Source organism: Marinobacter sp. B-12 (assembly GCF_056857915.1).
In genome coordinates this window covers 111,389-129,654 of the sequence record NZ_JBSXOB010000047.1, presented here as the reverse complement: position 1 = coordinate 129,654, position 18,266 = coordinate 111,389, and the positions used below count along the sequence as shown (strand labels likewise).

At 57.4% G+C, this 18,266-nt stretch carries 15 protein-coding genes and 1 tRNA gene; 15 read left to right on the top strand and 1 reads right to left on the bottom strand.

Features of this window, described 5'->3' with window-relative positions; all coding sequences use genetic code 11:
• Nucleotides 1-44 precede the first annotated feature (44 nt).
• From dnaK to greA, 6 genes are all read left to right on the top strand, one after another.
• Entirely contained in the window at nt 45-1,970 is a 1,926-nt protein-coding gene (gene dnaK, locus AC13D2_RS08420; protein WP_300496474.1) for a molecular chaperone DnaK, read from the top strand.
• A gap of 78 nt (nt 1,971-2,048) precedes the next feature.
• Entirely contained in the window at nt 2,049-3,176 is a 1,128-nt protein-coding gene (gene dnaJ, locus AC13D2_RS08415) for a molecular chaperone DnaJ (RefSeq protein WP_292048678.1), read from the top strand.
• An 11-nt stretch (nt 3,177-3,187) separates the two neighbouring features.
• Nucleotides 3,188-3,985 carry a 4-hydroxy-tetrahydrodipicolinate reductase gene (dapB, locus tag AC13D2_RS08410; protein WP_300496522.1) on the top strand — a complete coding sequence of 266 codons (798 nt, stop codon included), beginning with the start codon at nt 3,188-3,190 and terminating at the stop codon, nt 3,983-3,985.
• Between the two features lie 206 nt (nt 3,986-4,191).
• Entirely contained in the window at nt 4,192-5,316 is a 1,125-nt protein-coding gene (gene carA, locus AC13D2_RS08405; RefSeq protein ID WP_292048676.1) for a glutamine-hydrolyzing carbamoyl-phosphate synthase small subunit, read from the top strand.
• Entirely contained in the window at nt 5,316-8,531 is a 3,216-nt protein-coding gene (gene carB / locus AC13D2_RS08400) for a carbamoyl-phosphate synthase large subunit (protein WP_300496477.1), read from the top strand. The genes carA and carB overlap by 1 nt, the downstream gene beginning before the upstream one ends.
• Before the next feature lie 4 nt (nt 8,532-8,535).
• A complete protein-coding gene (greA, locus tag AC13D2_RS08395) occupies nt 8,536-9,015 on the top strand; it encodes a transcription elongation factor GreA (protein ID WP_292048674.1) in 480 nt (159 codons plus the stop codon).
• Nucleotides 9,016-9,105: 90 nt separating this feature from the next.
• On the opposite strand, the gene yhbY is transcribed toward greA, so the two are convergent.
• On the bottom strand, nt 9,106-9,417 hold the full coding sequence (gene yhbY, locus AC13D2_RS08390; RefSeq protein WP_007153111.1) for a ribosome assembly RNA-binding protein YhbY: 312 nt from the start codon (nt 9,415-9,417) through the stop codon (nt 9,106-9,108).
• 164 nt (nt 9,418-9,581) lie between these two features.
• On the opposite strand from yhbY, the gene rlmE reads away from it, so the two are divergent.
• The 9 genes from rlmE to nusA all read left to right on the top strand — a co-directional run bounded on the left by rlmE (nt 9,582) and on the right by nusA (nt 18,249).
• Nucleotides 9,582-10,202, top strand: a complete 621-nt coding sequence (gene rlmE, locus AC13D2_RS08385; RefSeq protein WP_041333801.1) for a 23S rRNA (uridine(2552)-2'-O)-methyltransferase RlmE — start codon at nt 9,582-9,584, stop codon at nt 10,200-10,202.
• Nucleotides 10,203-10,354: 152 nt separating this feature from the next.
• Nucleotides 10,355-12,298, top strand: coding sequence for an ATP-dependent zinc metalloprotease FtsH (ftsH, locus tag AC13D2_RS08380; RefSeq protein ID WP_292048673.1), 1,944 nt, complete (start codon nt 10,355-10,357; stop codon nt 12,296-12,298).
• A gap of 93 nt (nt 12,299-12,391) precedes the next feature.
• Nucleotides 12,392-13,225 (top strand): dihydropteroate synthase, encoded by an 834-nt coding sequence (folP, locus tag AC13D2_RS08375; protein ID WP_420389559.1) that lies wholly within the window; start codon nt 12,392-12,394, stop codon nt 13,223-13,225.
• Nucleotides 13,222-14,565 (top strand): phosphoglucosamine mutase, encoded by a 1,344-nt coding sequence (glmM, locus tag AC13D2_RS08370; RefSeq protein ID WP_420389558.1) that lies wholly within the window; start codon nt 13,222-13,224, stop codon nt 14,563-14,565. Before folP ends, glmM begins: the two co-directional genes overlap by 4 nt.
• Nucleotides 14,566-14,640: 75 nt before the next feature.
• On the top strand, nt 14,641-15,399 hold the full coding sequence (tpiA, locus tag AC13D2_RS08365) for a triose-phosphate isomerase (RefSeq protein WP_300496481.1): 759 nt from the start codon (nt 14,641-14,643) through the stop codon (nt 15,397-15,399).
• 49 nt (nt 15,400-15,448) lie between these two features.
• On the top strand, nt 15,449-15,829 hold the full coding sequence (gene secG, locus AC13D2_RS08360) for a preprotein translocase subunit SecG (RefSeq protein ID WP_292048670.1): 381 nt from the start codon (nt 15,449-15,451) through the stop codon (nt 15,827-15,829).
• Between the two features lie 7 nt (nt 15,830-15,836).
• A tRNA-Leu gene (locus AC13D2_RS08355) sits at nt 15,837-15,921 on the top strand.
• A gap of 330 nt (nt 15,922-16,251) precedes the next feature.
• The gene (gene rimP, locus AC13D2_RS08350) at nt 16,252-16,713 is read left to right on the top strand and encodes a ribosome maturation factor RimP (protein ID WP_300496484.1); all 462 of its coding nucleotides are present in this window, start codon (nt 16,252-16,254) and stop codon (nt 16,711-16,713) included.
• Between the two features lie 42 nt (nt 16,714-16,755).
• The gene (gene nusA, locus AC13D2_RS08345; protein ID WP_300496487.1) at nt 16,756-18,249 is read left to right on the top strand and encodes a transcription termination factor NusA; all 1,494 of its coding nucleotides are present in this window, start codon (nt 16,756-16,758) and stop codon (nt 18,247-18,249) included.
• The last annotated feature ends 17 nt before the right edge of the window (nt 18,250-18,266 follow it).

Sequence of the window (18,266 nt, the reverse complement as noted above, 5' to 3'; positions counted from 1 at the left end):
AAGGCAGCCGGAACTGAATTGAACAACCGAATTGGAGCAATTGCATGAGTAAAATTATTGGTATCGACCTGGGAACCACAAACTCCTGTGTTGCCATCATGGATGGTGACAAGGTCAAGGTTATCGAGAACGCAGAGGGCGACCGCACCACGCCTTCCATCATTGCGTATACCGAAGATGGCGAAACGCTGGTAGGCCAGTCTGCCAAGCGCCAGGCGGTCACCAACCCGAACAATACCCTCTATGCCATCAAGCGTCTGATCGGTCGTCGTTTCGAAGACGATGTGGTTCAGAAAGACATCAAGATGGTGCCGTACAAAATCGCCAAGGCTGATAATGGCGATGCGTGGGTGGAAGTGAAAGGCGAAAAGATGGCGCCGCCGCAGGTGTCTGCGGAAGTCATCAAGAAGATGAAGAAAACCGCGGAAGATTATCTGGGCGAGAAGGTAACTGAAGCCGTTATCACCGTGCCGGCCTACTTCAACGACAGCCAGCGTCAGGCCACCAAAGACGCCGGTAAAATCGCTGGTCTGGACGTGAAGCGGATCATTAACGAGCCGACTGCAGCAGCTCTGGCCTATGGCCTGGACAAGAAGAGCGGTGACCGTACGGTAGCCGTTTACGACCTGGGCGGTGGTACCTTCGATATCTCCATCATCGAGATTGCCGATGTTGACGGTGAGCACCAGTTTGAAGTGCTGGCCACCAACGGCGACACCTTCCTGGGCGGCGAAGACTTTGACATGAAGCTGATCGAATATCTTGCCGATCAGTTCAAGAAAGACAGCGGCATCGACCTGCGTGGCGACTCACTGGCCATGCAGCGCCTGAAAGAGGCCGCCGAGAAGGCCAAGATTGAGCTGTCCAGCAGCCAGCAGACCGACGTGAATCTGCCGTACGTAACGGCGGATGCCAGCGGTCCCAAGCACATGAACGTGAAAGTGACCCGTGCCAAGCTGGAGTCACTGGTTGAAGAGCTGGTTGAGCGCAGTCTCGCGCCCTGCCGTACCGCGCTGGAAGATTCCGGTGCCAAGATCGGTGAAATCGATGAGGTCATCCTGGTCGGTGGCCAGACTCGCATGCCGATGGTTCAGGAGAAAGTGAAGAACTTCTTCGGTAAGGAAGCACGTAAAGACGTGAACCCGGATGAAGCTGTAGCCATGGGTGCTGCGATCCAGGCGGCCGTGCTTTCCGGTGATGTGAAAGACGTTCTGCTGCTGGACGTTACCCCGCTGACCCTGGGTATTGAGACCATGGGTGGCGTGGCGACACCACTGATCGACAAGAACACCACCATCCCGACCAAGAAGTCGCAGACTTTCTCCACTGCGGATGACAACCAGACCGCCGTGACCATTCACGTGGTCCAGGGTGAGCGGAAGCAGGCGACACAGAACAAATCACTGGGCCGCTTCGACTTGGCGGACATTCCGCCGGCGCCCCGTGGCACGCCGCAGATTGAAGTCACCTTCGACATCGATGCCAACGGTATCCTGAACGTGTCGGCCAAAGACAAGGCGACCGGTAAAGAGCAGTCCATCATCATCAAGGCGTCTTCAGGTCTGAACGACGACGAAATTGAGAAGATGGTTCAGGACGCGGAAGCCAACGCCGACGAAGATCGCAAGTTCGAAGAGTTGGTCCAGGCCCGCAACCAGGGCGACGCGATGGTTCATACCGTGCGTAAGACCCTGACCGATGCTGGTGACAAGGTGTCCGACAGTGAGAAGGAGTCTATCGAGGCTGCTATCAAGGAGTTGGAAGAAGCCCTGGCTGGTTCCGACAAGGACGACATCGAGGCCAAGACCCAGAAGCTAACGGAAGCGTCTTCTGAAATGGCCCAGAAGATGTATGCGGATCAGGCAGAACAGGCTCAGCAGGCCGGAGGCGAAGAAGCCGCCCAGTCCGGTTCCAGTGACGACGCCGTTGATGCCGAGTTTGAAGAAGTCAAAGACGACGACAAGCGATAAAGCTTAAGATCATCAGGCAGTTGGAAAACGCGGGAGCTCCCCCGCGTTTTCCTCGTTTTACCAACAGGGTTTTAGAGCATGGCCAAGCGCGACTATTACGAGATTCTCGGGGTGTCCCGGGAAGCGGATGAAAAAGAGATCAAGCGAGCCTACCGCAAGCTTGCGATGAAGTATCATCCTGACCGGAATCCGGATGATGAGGACGCCGATCATAAGTTCAAGGAAGCCAGCGAAGCTTATGAAATACTCTCTGATTCCTCCAAGCGCGCGGCCTATGATCAGTTTGGCCACGCCGGTGTCGATGGTTCTGCCGGCGGCGGATTCGGAGGCGGTGGCGGTGCCAGCTTCTCCGACATCTTTGGCGATGTGTTTGGTGACATCTTTGGCGGCGGCCGCGGTGGCCGCAACACACGCGGGGCTGACCTGCGCTACACGCTAGAGTTGGATCTGGAAGAGGCGGTAAAAGGCAAAACCGTTCAAATCCGCATTCCCGGCCATACTGAGTGCAACACCTGCGACGGCACCGGGGCCGAGAAGGGTTCTCGGCCGGAAGCTTGTGGTACCTGTAATGGCATGGGCCAGGTACGGATGCAGCAAGGCTTTTTCACGGTGCAGCAGGCGTGTCCTACCTGTCGCGGTTCCGGCAAGATCGTCAAAAATCCGTGTAAGAAGTGTCACGGAGCCGGTCGCATCCAGGAAGAGAAAACACTGTCCGTCAAGGTACCACCGGGTGTGGATACCGGTGATCGTATCCGTCTCTCCGGTGAGGGCGAGATGGGCGTTGAAGGTGGCCCTTCCGGTGATCTCTACGTGCAGGTCGCGGTTCGGGAGCATTCCATCTTTACCCGTGATGGCCGTAACCTCTACTGCGAAGTGCCTATCAGTATCGTCGATGCCAGCCTCGGCGGCGAACTTGAAGTGCCGACGCTCGACGGTCGCGTTAAGCTGAAGATTCCGCCGGAAACCCAGACTGGCAAGCTGTTCCGTCTGCGTAACAAAGGCGTTAGCCCGGTTCGTGGTGGTCCGTCCGGTGATTTGCTGTGCCGCGTGGCTGTGGAAACTCCGGTTAACCTCACCAAGCGCCAGAAAGAGCTGTTGGAAGAGTTTCAGCAGACCCTGGACGGTGGCGACGGGAACCAGCACGGCCCACGAAAAACCTCCTGGTTTGAAGGCGTGAAAAGCTTCTTCGACGAAATGAAATTCTGAGGGCAGGCATGATGAGGGTAGCAATCATCGGCGCCGCAGGGCGCATGGGTAAGGTGTTGATTGAAGCTGTTGACGGAACCGAGGGCCTGGAGCTCGGCGCGGCTGTCGTCGAACCAGGCAGCAGTCTTGTTGGCGCTGACGCCGGTGAAATGACCAGCATCGGCAAAACCGGGGTCAAGATGGCTGGCAGCCTGGCCGATGTGAAGGACGATTTCGACGTACTCATTGACTTCACCTTCCCGGACTTGACCCTGGAAAACGCGGAATTCTGTAAAGCCAACGGCAAGATGATTGTGATCGGCACCACGGGTTTGAACGACGCCGAGAAAGAGCAGCTCGCCGTAGCCGCCGAGAAAACTCCCGTGGTGTTTGCTCCCAACATGAGTGTCGGCGTCAACGTCACCCTCAACCTGCTGCGCACTGCCGCTGCGGCCCTGGGTGACGACTATGACGTTGAAATTATCGAAGCTCACCACCGCCACAAGAAAGACGCGCCTTCGGGTACGGCTTTGCGAATGGGCGAAGTTGTCGCCGACGCCCTTGGTCGCGATCTGAAAGAGTGTGCCGTCTATGGCCGCGAGGGATTCACCGGTGAGCGCACCCGCAAGGAAATCGGCTTCGAAACCATTCGGGCCGGCGATGTGGTAGGCGATCATACCGTTCTGTTTGCCACTGAAGGCGAGCGTATAGAAATTACCCACAAAGCCAGCAGCCGGATGACGTTTGCCAAAGGTGCGATGCGTGCAGCATTGTGGTTGGAAGGTAAACCGGCCGGGTTGTACGACATGCAGGATGTGTTGGGGCTGTGAAGTAGCGACGAGCAAGATTTCGCGTGGACACAAACTGCCATATTTCGTACAATAAGGCGGTTTAACTGCACCAAGCGTAGCTTTGACAACGCTCAACAGAAAAAGCGGGACGGAGTTCAACTCCCTCTCGCTTTTTTGCGACCTGAATTTGCGCTTGCGTTCCTGTTCGTGACGAACCTGTACGCCACTCGATGAGGATACAAGCCTTGAGTACACCTGCCATCCTTGCACTCGCAGACGGAAGCCTGTTCTACGGCACCGCCATTGGCGCTGAAGGGGAGACCAGCGGAGAGGTGGTGTTCAACACCGCCATGACCGGTTATCAGGAAATTCTGACCGACCCGTCCTACTCCCGCCAGATTGTCACCCTTACATACCCCCACATCGGCAGCACCGGTGTGAACGAAGAAGACATCGAATCCGATCGCGTCCAGGCCGCCGGCCTGATTATTCGTGATCTGCCCCTGCTGGTGAGTAACTGGCGCAGCACTGGCTCGTTACAGGACTACCTGCGTGACAACAACATCGTTGGCATTGCCGACATCGATACCCGTCGCCTGACCCGAATCCTGCGGGATAAAGGCTCCCAGAATGGGGCCGTGGTCGCCGGCGCAGACGCCACGGCCGAGCGCGCCCTGGAGCTGGCCAACGCTTTTCCCGGCCTTAAAGGCATGGATCTGGCGAAGGAAGTTACCTCGGAAAAAGCCTGGAGCTGGAGCCAGAGCGAGTGGGATATCGAAAGTGGTTATGGCGAACGCACGGAATCAAAGTTCAAGGTTGTCGCCTGGGACTACGGCGTGAAACTCAATATCCTGCGTATGCTGGCCAGTCGCGGCTGTGACATCACCGTTGTGCCAGCCCAGACCTCCGCCGCTGATGTGCTGGCGATGAATCCGGATGGTATTTTCCTGTCCAACGGCCCCGGCGACCCAGAGCCTTGTGACTACGCCATCAGAGCCATTCGAGATGTGCTGGAGACCGATATCCCCGTCTTTGGCATCTGTCTTGGCCACCAGTTGCTGGCCCTGGCCAGCGGGGCCAAGTCCATCAAGATGGGACATGGCCACCATGGCGCCAACCATCCGGTACAGAACATCGCCGACGGTACCGTGATGATTACCAGTCAGAATCACGGATTTGCAGTGGACGAAGCCAGCCTGCCGGGCAATCTGGAGACGACCCACAAATCCCTGTTCGACGGGTCTCTGCAAGGAATCCGCCGTACCGACAAGCCAGCCTACAGTTTCCAGGGTCACCCGGAAGCGAGCCCTGGCCCCCACGATGTAGCGCCGCTGTTTGATGAATTTATCCGCCTGATGGAGGCACGTTGATGCCAAAGCGTACCGACATTAAAAGCATTCTGATTCTGGGCGCGGGCCCCATCGTGATTGGGCAGGCGTGTGAGTTTGACTACTCCGGAGCCCAGGCCTGTAAAGCCCTGCGTGAAGAGGGGTACCGGGTTATCCTGGTGAACTCCAACCCGGCCACGATCATGACCGACCCGGTAATGGCCGATGCCACCTACATCGAGCCCATCACCTGGAAGACCGTTGCCAAGATCATCGAGAAAGAGCAGCCGGACGCGTTGCTGCCCACCATGGGTGGTCAGACAGCCCTGAACTGCGCCCTGGACCTCGAAAAGCACGGCGTTCTGGCCGAGCATGGTGTGGAAATGATCGGCGCCAATGCCGACACCATCGACAAGGCCGAAGACCGGGATCGTTTTGACAAGGCCATGAAGAAGATCGGCCTGGAGTGCCCACGCGCCACGATCGCCCATTCCATGGCGGAAGCCTGGGAAGTGGCCGATGATATCGGATTTCCCTGCATCATCCGCCCGTCCTTCACCATGGGTGGTTCCGGCGGCGGTATTGCCTACAACCGCGACGAGTTCGAGGAAATCTGTACCCGTGGTCTGGATCTGTCTCCGACCAACGAGCTGCTGATCGACGAGTCCCTGATCGGCTGGAAAGAGTACGAGATGGAAGTTGTCCGCGACAAGAACGACAACTGCATCATCGTCTGCGCCATCGAGAATTTTGATGCGATGGGCGTGCACACCGGTGACTCCATTACCGTCGCGCCGGCCCAGACCCTCACCGACAAGGAATACCAGATCATGCGGAACGCCTCTCTGGCGGTACTGCGTGAGATCGGTGTGGAAACTGGCGGTTCCAACGTGCAATTCGGCGTGAATCCGGACAACGGCCGTGTCGTTGTGATTGAGATGAACCCCCGTGTGTCACGTTCTTCGGCGCTGGCGTCCAAGGCAACGGGGTTCCCGATTGCCAAGGTGGCCGCCAAGCTGGCGGTGGGTTACACCCTCGATGAGCTGCGCAACGAAATCACCGGTGGCGTCACTCCGGCCTCGTTCGAGCCCAGTATCGACTATGTGGTCACCAAGATTCCGCGCTTCACTTTCGAGAAGTTCCCTCAGGCTGATGCGCGCCTGACCACCCAGATGAAATCCGTGGGTGAAGTGATGGCCATCGGCCGTACCTTCCAGGAGTCCCTGCAGAAAGCCATGCGTGGCCTGGAGGTGGGCTCCGACGGATTCGAAGAGAAGGTTGATCTGAACACCACCGACGGCCAGGAAACCCTGACCCAGGAACTGAACGTTCCCGGCGCCGAGCGCCTGTGGTACATCGGCGATGCCTTCCGCGCCGGCATGACCGTCGACGAGGTGTTCAACAACACCCATGTCGACCCCTGGTATCTGGTGCAGATTGAGGACCTGATCAAAGAAGAGGCTGCCCTCAAGTCCGCTGGCAAGGCGGATATTGATCGCGACACATTGTTCCGTCTCAAGCGCAAGGGCTTCTCCGATGCGCGCCTGGCCAAGCTGCTGAGTATTTCCGAGGTCAGCTTGCGTAAGCTGCGTCATGATCTGGACATCCGCCCGGTTTACAAGCGGGTGGACACCTGTGCGGCTGAATTCGCGTCCTCGACGGCCTACATGTATTCCTCGTATGAGGAAGAGTGCGAGGCGGATGTCTCTGGTCGCGAGAAGATCGTGGTGATCGGCGGTGGTCCCAACCGCATCGGTCAGGGTATTGAGTTTGATTACTGCTGTGTTCACGCCGCCCTCGCGATGCGCGACGACGGTTATGAAACCATCATGATCAACTGTAATCCGGAAACCGTTTCCACCGACTACGATACCTCGGACCGACTCTATTTCGAGCCGATAACCCTGGAAGACGTGCTGGAAATTATTCACGTCGAAAAACCCAAGGGTGTGATTGTCCAGTACGGCGGCCAAACCCCGCTGAAGCTGGCCCGTGGCCTGGAAGCGGCGGGCGTGCCCATCATCGGTACCAGCCCGGACGCCATCGACCGCGCCGAAGACCGGGAGCGTTTCCAGCAGATGATCGGCCGCCTGGGCCTCGTCCAGCCGGAAAACGCCACCGTGCGCAGTCACGAGGAAGGCATCCTGGCGGCGCGGGAGATCGGGTATCCACTGGTAGTGCGCCCGTCCTATGTGCTGGGTGGCCGTGCCATGGAAATCGTCTATGACGAGGAAGAGCTGGTTCGCTACATGCGCAACGCGGTGCTGGTGTCGAATGACAGCCCGGTGCTGCTGGATCACTTCCTCAATGCCGCTATCGAGGTGGACATTGACGCCATCAGTGACGGCAAGGACGTGGTGATCGGCGGTATCATGCAGCACATTGAGCAGGCCGGCGTGCACTCCGGTGACTCCGCCTGTTCCCTGCCGCCCTACACCCTGCCGAAAGACGTGCAGGATGAGATGCGCGAGGCGGTACGCAAGATGGCTATTGAACTGGATGTCATCGGTCTGATGAACGTCCAGTTGGCCTGGCAGGGTGGCCAGATCTACGTGATCGAGGTCAACCCGCGGGCGTCCCGTACCGTGCCGTTTGTGTCCAAGGCCATCGGTGTGTCCCTGGCCAAAGTGGCGGCCCGTTGCATGGCTGGCAAGTCACTGGCAGAGCAGGGCTTCACCCAGGAAATTGTGCCGACTTACTATTCGGTCAAGGAATCGGTGTTTCCGTTCAACAAGTTCCCGGCGGTGGACCCGATCCTGGGGCCGGAGATGAAGTCCACCGGTGAGGTGATGGGTATTGGTGACAGCTTCGACGAAGCCTTTGCCAAGGCAGCCCTGGCCTCTGGTGAGCGCCTGCCGGCCAAGGGCACGGCTTTCATGTCCGTGCGGGACGTCGATAAGCCCGGGGCCGCGAAAGTGGCACAGGATCTGATTGACGCCGGTTTCAAGGTAATTGCCACCACCGGTACCGCCAAGGCGCTGAAGCAGGCCGGGCTCACCGTTGATCGGGTGAACAAGGTTCGTGAAGGTCGTCCGCATATCGTGGACGCGATTAAGAATGGTCAGGTGCAGCTGATTATTAACACCACCGAAGGTCGCAAGGCGATTTCCGACTCGGCACAGATTCGCCAGTCGGCCCTGCAGACCAAGGTAACCTACACAACGACACTGGCGGGCGGCGAAGCCTTCTGCAGGGCCATCAAATTCGGCCCCGAGCGCACTGTGCGCCGCCTCCAGGATCTACACGCAGGAAAGTAAGACTATGGCTGACAGAGTACCCATGACAAAGGCGGGTGAAATCCGCCTACGTGAGGAGCTTCAGAAACTGAAGTCCGAAGATCGTCCCCGGGTGATTGCGGCTATTTCCGATGCCCGCGAACACGGAGACCTGAAAGAGAACGCGGAATACCACGCCGCTCGGGAGCAGCAGAGCTTTATCGAAGGGCGTATCCAGGAAATTGAAGGCAAACTGTCCGCAGCCCAGGTGATCGACGTCAACACCATCGAAAATACTGGCAAGGTGATCTTCGGCACCACCGTGCGAATGCTCAATGTCGATACCGATGAGCAGGTCAGCTACCAGATCGTTGGAGAGGATGAGGCGGACATCAAGGCCGGAAAGCTGTCCATTTCTTCGCCGATTGCGCGGGCGCTGGTAGGCAAGAGCGAGGGTGACGTGGTTGCCGTGCGTGTGCCTTCGGGCACCGTTGAGTATGAAATCGAGCAGGTAGAGCACATCTGACATTCGTCGGGTGCGGATTCTGCAAACAAAAAGCCGGCTGCGAACAACAGCCGGCTTTTTACATTGTGTGGCTCTAGCGTGCTGACAGCGTCAGTGTTTCTGGCGCAGCAGGTTGGACAGCTTGGGGTTGGGCTTTTTCGCCCGGCGCAGGATCACGGCGATCTTGCCGATAGTCTGCACCAGCTCCGCACCGGAGGCTTCGCACAGGGCGGCAACGGCTTCCTGGCGGGTTTCGCGGTCCTGGCTGGCAACCTTGATCTTGATCAGCTCGTGGTCGTTCAGGGCCCGCTCGAGTTCCTCCTGAAGCCCTTCGGTCAGGCCCTTGTCGCCGACAATGATAACGGGCTTCAGGTTGTGGGCGATGCCCCGGTATTCCCGGCGCTGTTCCGGCGAAAGACTCATTATGTGATCTCTTTATGGGTGCGATTAATAAAACGTCAGCGGCGAAACGCTCGCCAATTCCGTATAATCGCGGGATTGTATCAGATCAATCGGCCGGTGAAATCGCCGTTACCACGTACCCATATGATCGGAGGCCCAATTGGAGCGCTTTATGGAGGTAGGTTTTGGCTCGCTCGAAAACCAGTGACCGCTGGCTGAAGGAACATTTTGATGATGTCTGGGTCAAAAAGTCCCGGGAAGACGGCTATCGTTCGCGGGCCAGCTACAAGCTGATTGAGCTCGACAACAAAGATCGCCTGTTCCGGCCCGGGCAGACGGTTGTCGATTTGGGCGCCGCGCCTGGCGGCTGGTCCCAAGTGGCGGTAGAGCGGGTTGGTGACAACGGCACGGTGGTCGCCAGCGATATTCTCGAAATGAGCCCGATTGCGGGTGTGGCGTTTGTCCAGGGCGATTTTACCGAGCAGTCAGTACTGGACGAATTGCTGGATTTACTGGGTGATCGCCGCGCTGACGTTGTAATTTCGGATATGGCACCCAATATGAGTGGTATGGCGGCAGTGGATATTCCTAACGCCATGGGTTTGGTGGAGTTGGCGCTGGATATGGCGCAGCAAGTCCTGAAGCCCGGTGGCGTGTTTGTCGCCAAAGTATTTCAGGGAGAGGGCTTTGATGCCCTGCTGGCTGAAATGCGTAAAAGTTTTGGCACCGTTGTCAGCAGGAAGCCTGACTCCTCCCGTGCAAGATCCAGGGAGATCTATCAGGTGTGCAAGGGATTTAAGGGCTGACCCGCCCCGGAACGGAATGGCCGTGGGATTGACACCCCTGCAGTGGTCGATACGGATAGGCCGATTCTGGTGGACGGGCGTACAATTGGTGTAAGGTGTCAGAAAAGGCTTTCTCCTGACGGGGCGATCCTTCAATTCACAGGTGACGATCCTTGAACGATATGGCAAAAAATCTGGTTCTCTGGCTGATTATAGCCGCCGTACTGCTGATGGTGTTTCAGAATTTCACACCCACCACCAGCGGACAACAGGTCAATTATTCGCAGTTTGTGGAAATGGTGCAGGACGGACAGGTCCGTCAGGTCACCATTGACGGTCTGCAGGTTCAGGGTACCCGTGGTGACGGCTCCCAGTTCCAGACCATCCGCCCTCAGGTGTCCGATAACAAGCTGATGGATGATCTGCTGGCCAACAACGTGGAAGTCATCGGTAAGGAGCCGGAGCGTCAAAGCCTCTGGACTCAGCTGTTGGTGGCTGCCTTCCCCATCCTTATCATTATCGCGCTGTTCGTATTCTTTATGCGGCAGATGCAGGGCGGTGGCGGTGGCAAAGGGCCCATGTCCTTTGGCAAGAGTAAAGCCCGCCTGATGAGCGAGGATCAGATCAAAACCACCTTTGGTGACGTTGCCGGTGTCGACGAGGCCAAGGAAGACGTTAAGGAATTGGTGGATTTCCTGCGGGATCCCAGCAAGTTCCAGCGTCTCGGTGGCAGTATTCCCAAGGGCGTACTGATGGTGGGTCAGCCGGGCACCGGTAAGACCCTGCTCGCCAAGGCGATTGCCGGTGAGGCCAAGGTGCCATTCTTCTCGATTTCCGGTTCGGACTTCGTGGAAATGTTCGTCGGCGTGGGTGCCTCCCGTGTTCGTGATATGTTCGAGCAGGCCAAGAAACAGAGCCCCTGTATCATCTTCATCGACGAGATCGATGCCGTTGGTCGCCATCGTGGCGCTGGCATGGGTGGTGGTCACGATGAGCGTGAGCAGACACTGAACCAGTTACTGGTCGAGATGGATGGCTTTGAGGGTAACGAAGGCGTTATCGTGATTGCCGCCACCAACCGTCCGGACGTGCTGGACCCGGCTCTGCTCCGCCCGGGGCGCTTTGACCGCCAGGTCGTTGTCGGATTGCCGGACATCATCGGCCGTGAGCAGATTCTCAAAGTACACATGAAAAAAGTGCCCCTGGCCGATGGGGTAGAGCCTGTGTTGATTGCCCGTGGCACGCCCGGCTTCTCGGGTGCTGACCTGGCGAACCTGGTGAACGAAGCTGCGTTGTTTGCGGCCCGTCGCAACCAGCGTCTGGTCTCCATGGAAGAGTTTGAGCTCGCGAAAGACAAGATCATGATGGGCGCCGAGCGCAAATCCATGGTCATGAGCGAGAAAGAGAAGCGTAATACGGCATACCACGAGTCCGGTCACGCCATTGTCGGGCGTCTGATGCCTGAGCATGATCCGGTCTACAAGGTCAGTATCATTCCTCGCGGCCGCGCATTGGGTGTCACAATGTTCCTGCCAGAGGAAGACAAGTACAGCCACAGCAAGCGTTTCCTGATCAGTTCGATCTGCAGCCTGTTTGGTGGTCGTATTGCAGAAGAACTGACCCTCGGTTTCGATGGTGTCACCACCGGTGCTTCCAACGATATCGAGCGGGCAACCAGCCTGGCGCGCAATATGGTGACGCGCTGGGGGCTGTCGGAGAAGCTCGGCCCACTGCAGTACGATACAGACAGCGAAGAGCCTTTCCTCGGCCGCTCTGCCGGTCAGGCGCAAACGGTCTATTCTCCTGAAACGGCGCAGCGTATCGATGAAGAAGTTCGCAACATCATCGACAGCTGTTATGAAAAGGCGAAGCAGTTGCTCGTCGATAATCGTGACAAGCTCGATCTGATGGCCGATGCCCTGATGAAATACGAGACTATTGATCGTTACCAGATCGATGACATCATGGAAGGCCGTGAGCCACGCCCGCCGAAAGGTTGGGGAGATAGCGGTCCCTCTGGTGGTGTTCCGGCTGATGAGCCTGAGCAGGCGCCTGCTCCGAAGGGTTCCGACGACGGTCGTCAACCGGGTGTTGGCCGGCCGGCTGGTGAGCACTGAGCCAGGCTGGATGCCGGTCAGATGTAATTGAAGACTGAACGCCGCCCCTGACGGGGCGGCGTTTGTTTTTGTGGGTTGCAGAAAAGGTTGGTTATGCAGATAAACTTCGCGGGCAGAATTCTGGATATGTCCGGCTGCCATGTCATGGGGATCCTGAATGTGACGCCGGACTCCTTCTCGGATGGAGGTCGGTATAATACCGTCGAGATTGCCCTGGCGAGGGCTCGTGAGATGGTGGCGGACGGTGCGGCTTTTATTGATGTAGGGGGTGAGTCCACGCGGCCAGGTGCTACTCCGGTGTCTATTGAGGAAGAGCTTGCGCGAGTGTGTCCGGTGGTGGAGGCGATTGCCCGTGATCTGGACGTTGTCGTTTCGGTCGATACCAGCTCTCCCCAGGTTATGGCGGAGGTGGTGAAGCTCGGTGCCGGGATGATTAACGACGTCAGGGCGCTGCAACGGGACGGCGCGCCCGAGGTGGTGGCAAGGGCTGAAGTGCCGGTGTGTGTCATGCACATTCAGGGTGAGCCGGATACCATGCAGGATGATCCTCGCTACCGGAATGTGCGGCGGGAGGTCAGTTCGTTTCTTACCGAGCGGATGCGGGTGATAGAGAAAGCCGGTGTGCGGCCAGATAACATCATCCTTGATCCCGGCTTCGGTTTTGGCAAGTCCCCGCAGCACAACCTTCAGCTACTGGCCTCACTGGAGCAGTTGCAACTGCTGGGGCACCCGATGCTGGTGGGTATGTCCCGCAAGAGTATGTTGGGCCATATCACCGGTCGTGATGTCAGTGAACGCTTGCCCGCAAGCCTCGCTGCCGCGACAATATCCGCCATGAAGGGCGCATCCATCATTCGCGTCCACGATGTCAGGGAAACAGTCGATGCCGTTAAAGTGGTGACGGCAATGGAGGAAGCTGGACGATGAGTGACAGAAAATATTTCGGCACGGACGGTATCCGGGGCCGGGTGGGTGAATTCCCCATAACACCTGAATTCATGCTGCGCCTGGGATGGGCTGCCGGGCAGGCCTTTAAGCGGGATGGACAGCGCAACAGCGTATTGATTGGCAAGGACACCCGTCTATCGGGTTACATGTTTGAGTCGGCATTGGAGGCGGGTCTGTCGGCGGCAGGCGTGGATGTAAAGCTGCTTGGCCCCATGCCTACCCCGGCCATTGCGTACCTGACGCGCACCTTCCGAGCGTCCGCCGGAATCGTCATCAGTGCCTCCCATAATCCGCACCATGACAACGGTATCAAGTTCTTTTCCCCTGCCGGGACCAAGCTGGATGATGCTCTGGAGACAGAGATCGAGAAATGGTTGGATCGGCCCATTGAAGTTTGCGGGTCGAAGGAGCTGGGGAAAGCGTCCCGGGTGGATGACGCCCCTGGCCGATACGTGGAGTTCTGCAAGAGCACCGTGCCTAATGAGTTTTCCCTGGAAGGTCTGCACATTGTCCTGGACTGTGCCCATGGTGCAACGTACCACGTTGCACCGAAAGTGTTCCGCGAGTTGGGGGCGAAGATCTCCGTGGTGGGGGGCGAGCCTGACGGTTTGAACATCAATCTCGATGTTGGTTCCACTCACATGGAATCATTGAGCCGGGCCGTTCTGGAGAAGCAGGCCGATCTCGGGATTGCCTTTGATGGTGACGGTGACCGGGTGCTCATGGTGGATCGTGACGGCTCCGAAGTCGATGGCGACGAGTTGCTCTACGTGATCGCCGCGCAACGTCATGCCGCTGGAACCTTGAAAGGGGGTGTTGTGGGCACCCTAATGACCAACCTGGGTGTTGAGTTGGCGCTCAGGGAGCAGGGTATTGATTTCGAGCGCGCAAAAGTCGGCGACCGGTATGTCATGGAGCGACTCATCGACCGGGGCTGGTTACTCGGTGGTGAAGGTTCCGGCCATATGGTCATCCGCGATTGCACCAGCACTGGTGATGGTATTGTGTCGGCGCTTCAGGTTTTGTTGGCTATCCGTCGTGCAGGCAGTTCCCTGGCAGATTTGCGCCAGGGCATGAGCAAGCTGCCCCAGAAAATGATCAACGTGCGTGTCGATCAGCGTTTTGATCCCCTCGGGCGTGACGATATTGTCAGGGCCGTGGAGTCAGCAGAGGCCAGGCTGGGTGGTGGTGGCCGCGTGCTTCTGAGGGCGTCGGGCACCGAACCTCTGATCCGGGTAATGACAGAAGGGCAAGATGAGGCGCAAATCGTGAAAATTGCCGAGGAACTGGCTGTTGTGGTTGAGAATTCGCGGGCATGATTTTGTACTCAGGGGCAGTTGTCTGCCGTAAAAGACTGCTGTATAGTTCGCCCTCCCTTGATTCAGGGGTTTTTTATGCGCCGTAAGATTGTTGCCGGCAACTGGAAAATGAACGGGTCGAAAGACCTTGTAAGCAATCTGGTTGGTCAAGTCCGGTCCGAGTTGGCATCGTTTGATAATGGTGTGGAGGCTGTTATTATTCCTCCCGCCCTGTTTGTTGGCGATGTCGTTGAGCAGGCTGGCGAAAAGCTGGCGGTTGGTGTCCAGAACGTAGCGTGCTGGGGTTCAGGCGCCTACACCGGGGAAGTCTCCGCGGCGATGGCAAAAGATTGCGGCTGTGGTTTTACCTTGGTCGGGCATTCGGAGCGCAGACAACTCTTCGGCGAAACCGATGAGCAGGTTGCCGCCAAGGTCGGGCAGGCCCTGGCGTCCGGGTTGGTCGCTGTCATATGTGTTGGCGAGACCCTTGAAGAGCGTAGTGCGGGCAAGGCTGAAGACGTCGTGTCGCTGCAGGTTCGCAAAGCCGTCGCGGACGTTGGCAGTGAGTCGTGGCAGCAGGTTGTGATTGCCTATGAGCCGGTTTGGGCCATAGGGACGGGTAAAACCGCGACCGCTGATGACGCACAGGCCATGCACGCCGCGATCCGCGATGTGTTGGCGTCTCTTGGGGCTCCGGCGGATGAAGTATCGCTGCTTTACGGCGGCAGTGTAAAAGCGGATAATGCCGCGGCGCTTTTTGCTCAGCCGGACATTGATGGTGGGTTGATTGGTGGCGCGTCATTGGATGCAAACGATTTTGTAAGTATTTGCCGGGCGGTGCCGGGCAAGTCCTGAGCGTTAAAGGTTCGCGAAAGCCATTAGCAAGAGTCATTAGAGAGTCATTATGGATTGGGTCGAAACACTGGTTGTCGTTCTGCACGTGCTCATTGCGGTGGCGCTGGTGACGCTGGTCCTGCTCCAGCAGGGCAAGGGTGCCAATGCCGGTGCTGCATTTGGTGGCGGCGCCTCCCAGACCGTGTTTGGCAGTGAGGGCAGCAGCAGTTTTCTGACCCGCGCCACAACCTTGCTGGCCATTGTGTTTTTTGTAACGAGTTTTTCGCTGGCTGTATTTGCCAAGCAGCGTGCCGAAGTCGCGGGTGAAGCGGGTATTCCTGTGGTTCAGGAATCACCGGCCGCATCGGATGCCGGGCAGGCTGAAAGTGAATCAGCGACAGACGGCGAAGCCGGGCGCGGGGATGAGAATAAACTCCCCGAGCTCGAGTAAGGGTGCTGCCCAGGTGGTGGAACTGGTAGACACGCTATCTTGAGGGGGTAGTGGCGAAAGCCGTGCCGGTTCGAGTCCGGCCCTGGGCACCATACTAGAAGAAAAACGGCTTGGATTTACCAGGCCGTTTTTTTTGGTCAGTCCTTGACCACTAAGGCCGGCGTCTCTATACTCCGGCGGATATTGGAGCGGGCTCCGGGCGCAGTTTGCCCTGCCGGTTCCAGGCAGGCCAGGTGTCTGTCAGCAGGGGGTGTTTAGATTGCTTTTCCCCTGTGAGTTCTTGCAACAAAGGGCCCCACTTTTTAGGGGCTTTTTGATTAAGGGGCCTGGCGCATCAGGCCCTGGTGCATAAAAAGGGCTGATCAACAGCCCTTTTTTTGTTTTTGGGGTCAGATAAATCGAGTAACGGAGACGGGATAACCTTGTCAGCCAAGTTGAAGCAGCTGGAAGAAATGCTCAGGCCCATTGTGGAAGGCTTGGGTTACGAGTTTTGGGGCATTGAATTTCGCTCCCAGGGACACCATTCCCTATTGAGAATTTTTATTGACGATGCTGAGAACGGCATCGGCATTGAAGACTGTGAGAAAGTCAGTCGCCAGGCCAGCGGCGTAATGGATGTGGAAGACCCCATTCAGACGGAGTATACCCTCGAGGTATCTTCTCCGGGCATGGACCGGCCGTTGTTCCGTCTGGAGCAGTATGAGGCATTCGCAGGCCACCAGGTCCAGATCAAATTACGAATGGCATTTGAGGGGCGTCGCAAGTTTCAGGGCCTGATTAAAGGTATTGAAGGTGAAGACGTTGTCGTGGTTGTTGATGATCACGAATACCTGTTGCCATTCGATAGCATCGAGAAAGCCAACATCGTTCCGGTATTTGAGTAAGTCAGTGGACGCAAAGTTTATTTTTAAGGGCAGGGCAATCCAATGAGTAAAGAGATCTTGCTGGTGGTTGAATCCGTCTCGAACGAGAAAGGTGTCGAGAAGGACGTGATCTTCGAAGCAATCGAGCTGGCACTCGCCACCGCTGCCAAAAAACGCTATGACGACGAGGAAGCGGATATCCGCGTTTCCATCGATCGCCGCACCGGCGAATATGAGACGTTCCGTCGCTGGCTGGTGGTTGATAACGATGCGGTTCCTGCCTTGGGCACCGAGTTGACCATGCAGGAAGCGGAAGACATCGACAAGAGTCTTCAGCCCGGCGATATCCACGAAGAGAAAGTGGAATCCGTTGCCTTCGGCCGTATTGGTGCCCAGGCAGCGAAACAGATCATATTCCAGAAAGTGCGGGAAGCCGAGCGCACCAAGATTGTCGACAGCTACCGGGATCGCGTGGGTGAACTCGTCTCCGGCACCGTAAAGAAAGTGACACGTGACAACGTCATCGTGGATCTGGGGGCCAATGCCGAAGCCTTGCTGCCCCGTGAACACCTGATTCCCCGTGAAACGTTCCGTATGGGTGATCGTGTGCGCTCTCTTCTGCAGGAAATTCGTACCGATCATCGCGGCCCGCAGCTGATTCTGAGCCGTACCGATCCGCAGATGCTGATCGAACTGTTCCGCATTGAGGTGCCGGAAATCGCGGAGGAACTGATAGAAATTCGTGGCGCTGCCCGGGATCCAGGCTCCCGCGCCAAGATTGCAGTCAAGACCAACGATCGCCGGATTGATCCGGTGGGCGCCTGCGTGGGCATGCGTGGTTCACGAGTCCAGGCGGTTTCTAACGAGTTGGGTGGCGAGCGTGTGGATATCGTGCTGTGGGACGACAACCCCGCGCAACTGGTCATCAATGCCATGGCGCCGGCGGAAGTCGCGTCCATCGTCATGGACGAGGATCGCCATACCATGGAAGTGGCGGTAGCAGAGGATAACCTGGCTCAGGCAATAGGCCGTAACGGTCAAAACGTTCGGTTGGCGACGGATCTTACCGGTTGGACGCTGAACGTTATGACCGAAGAAGAAGCGGGTGAACGTCAGGAGCAGGAGTATAATTCTCTGCTCGAGCACTTCACCGGAAACCTGGATGTGGACGAGGAATTTGCAGGTGTCCTCATTGAGGAAGGGTTTACCTCCATTGAGGAGGTGGCGTACATCCCCATGGAAGAGATGCTTGCCATTGACGGTTTTGATGAAGAAACCGTGACCGAATTGCGTCGCCGTGCCAAGGATGCCCTGTTGAATCAGGCCTTGGCCAGCGAAGAGGCGCTAGAGGGCGCTGAGCCCGCAGAAGATCTTCTCGCAATGGACGGTATGGACCGTGGCCTGGCCTTCAAGTTGGCCGGTATGGGGATTCGTACCATGGAAGATCTCGCAGAGCAGTCGGTTGACGATCTGCTCGACATCGAAGGAATGGAAGAAGAGCGTGCCGGCCAGTTGATTATGGCAGCACGCGCCCCCTGGTTTGAAGACCAGGCTTAATCGGGAGGAGGACCAGT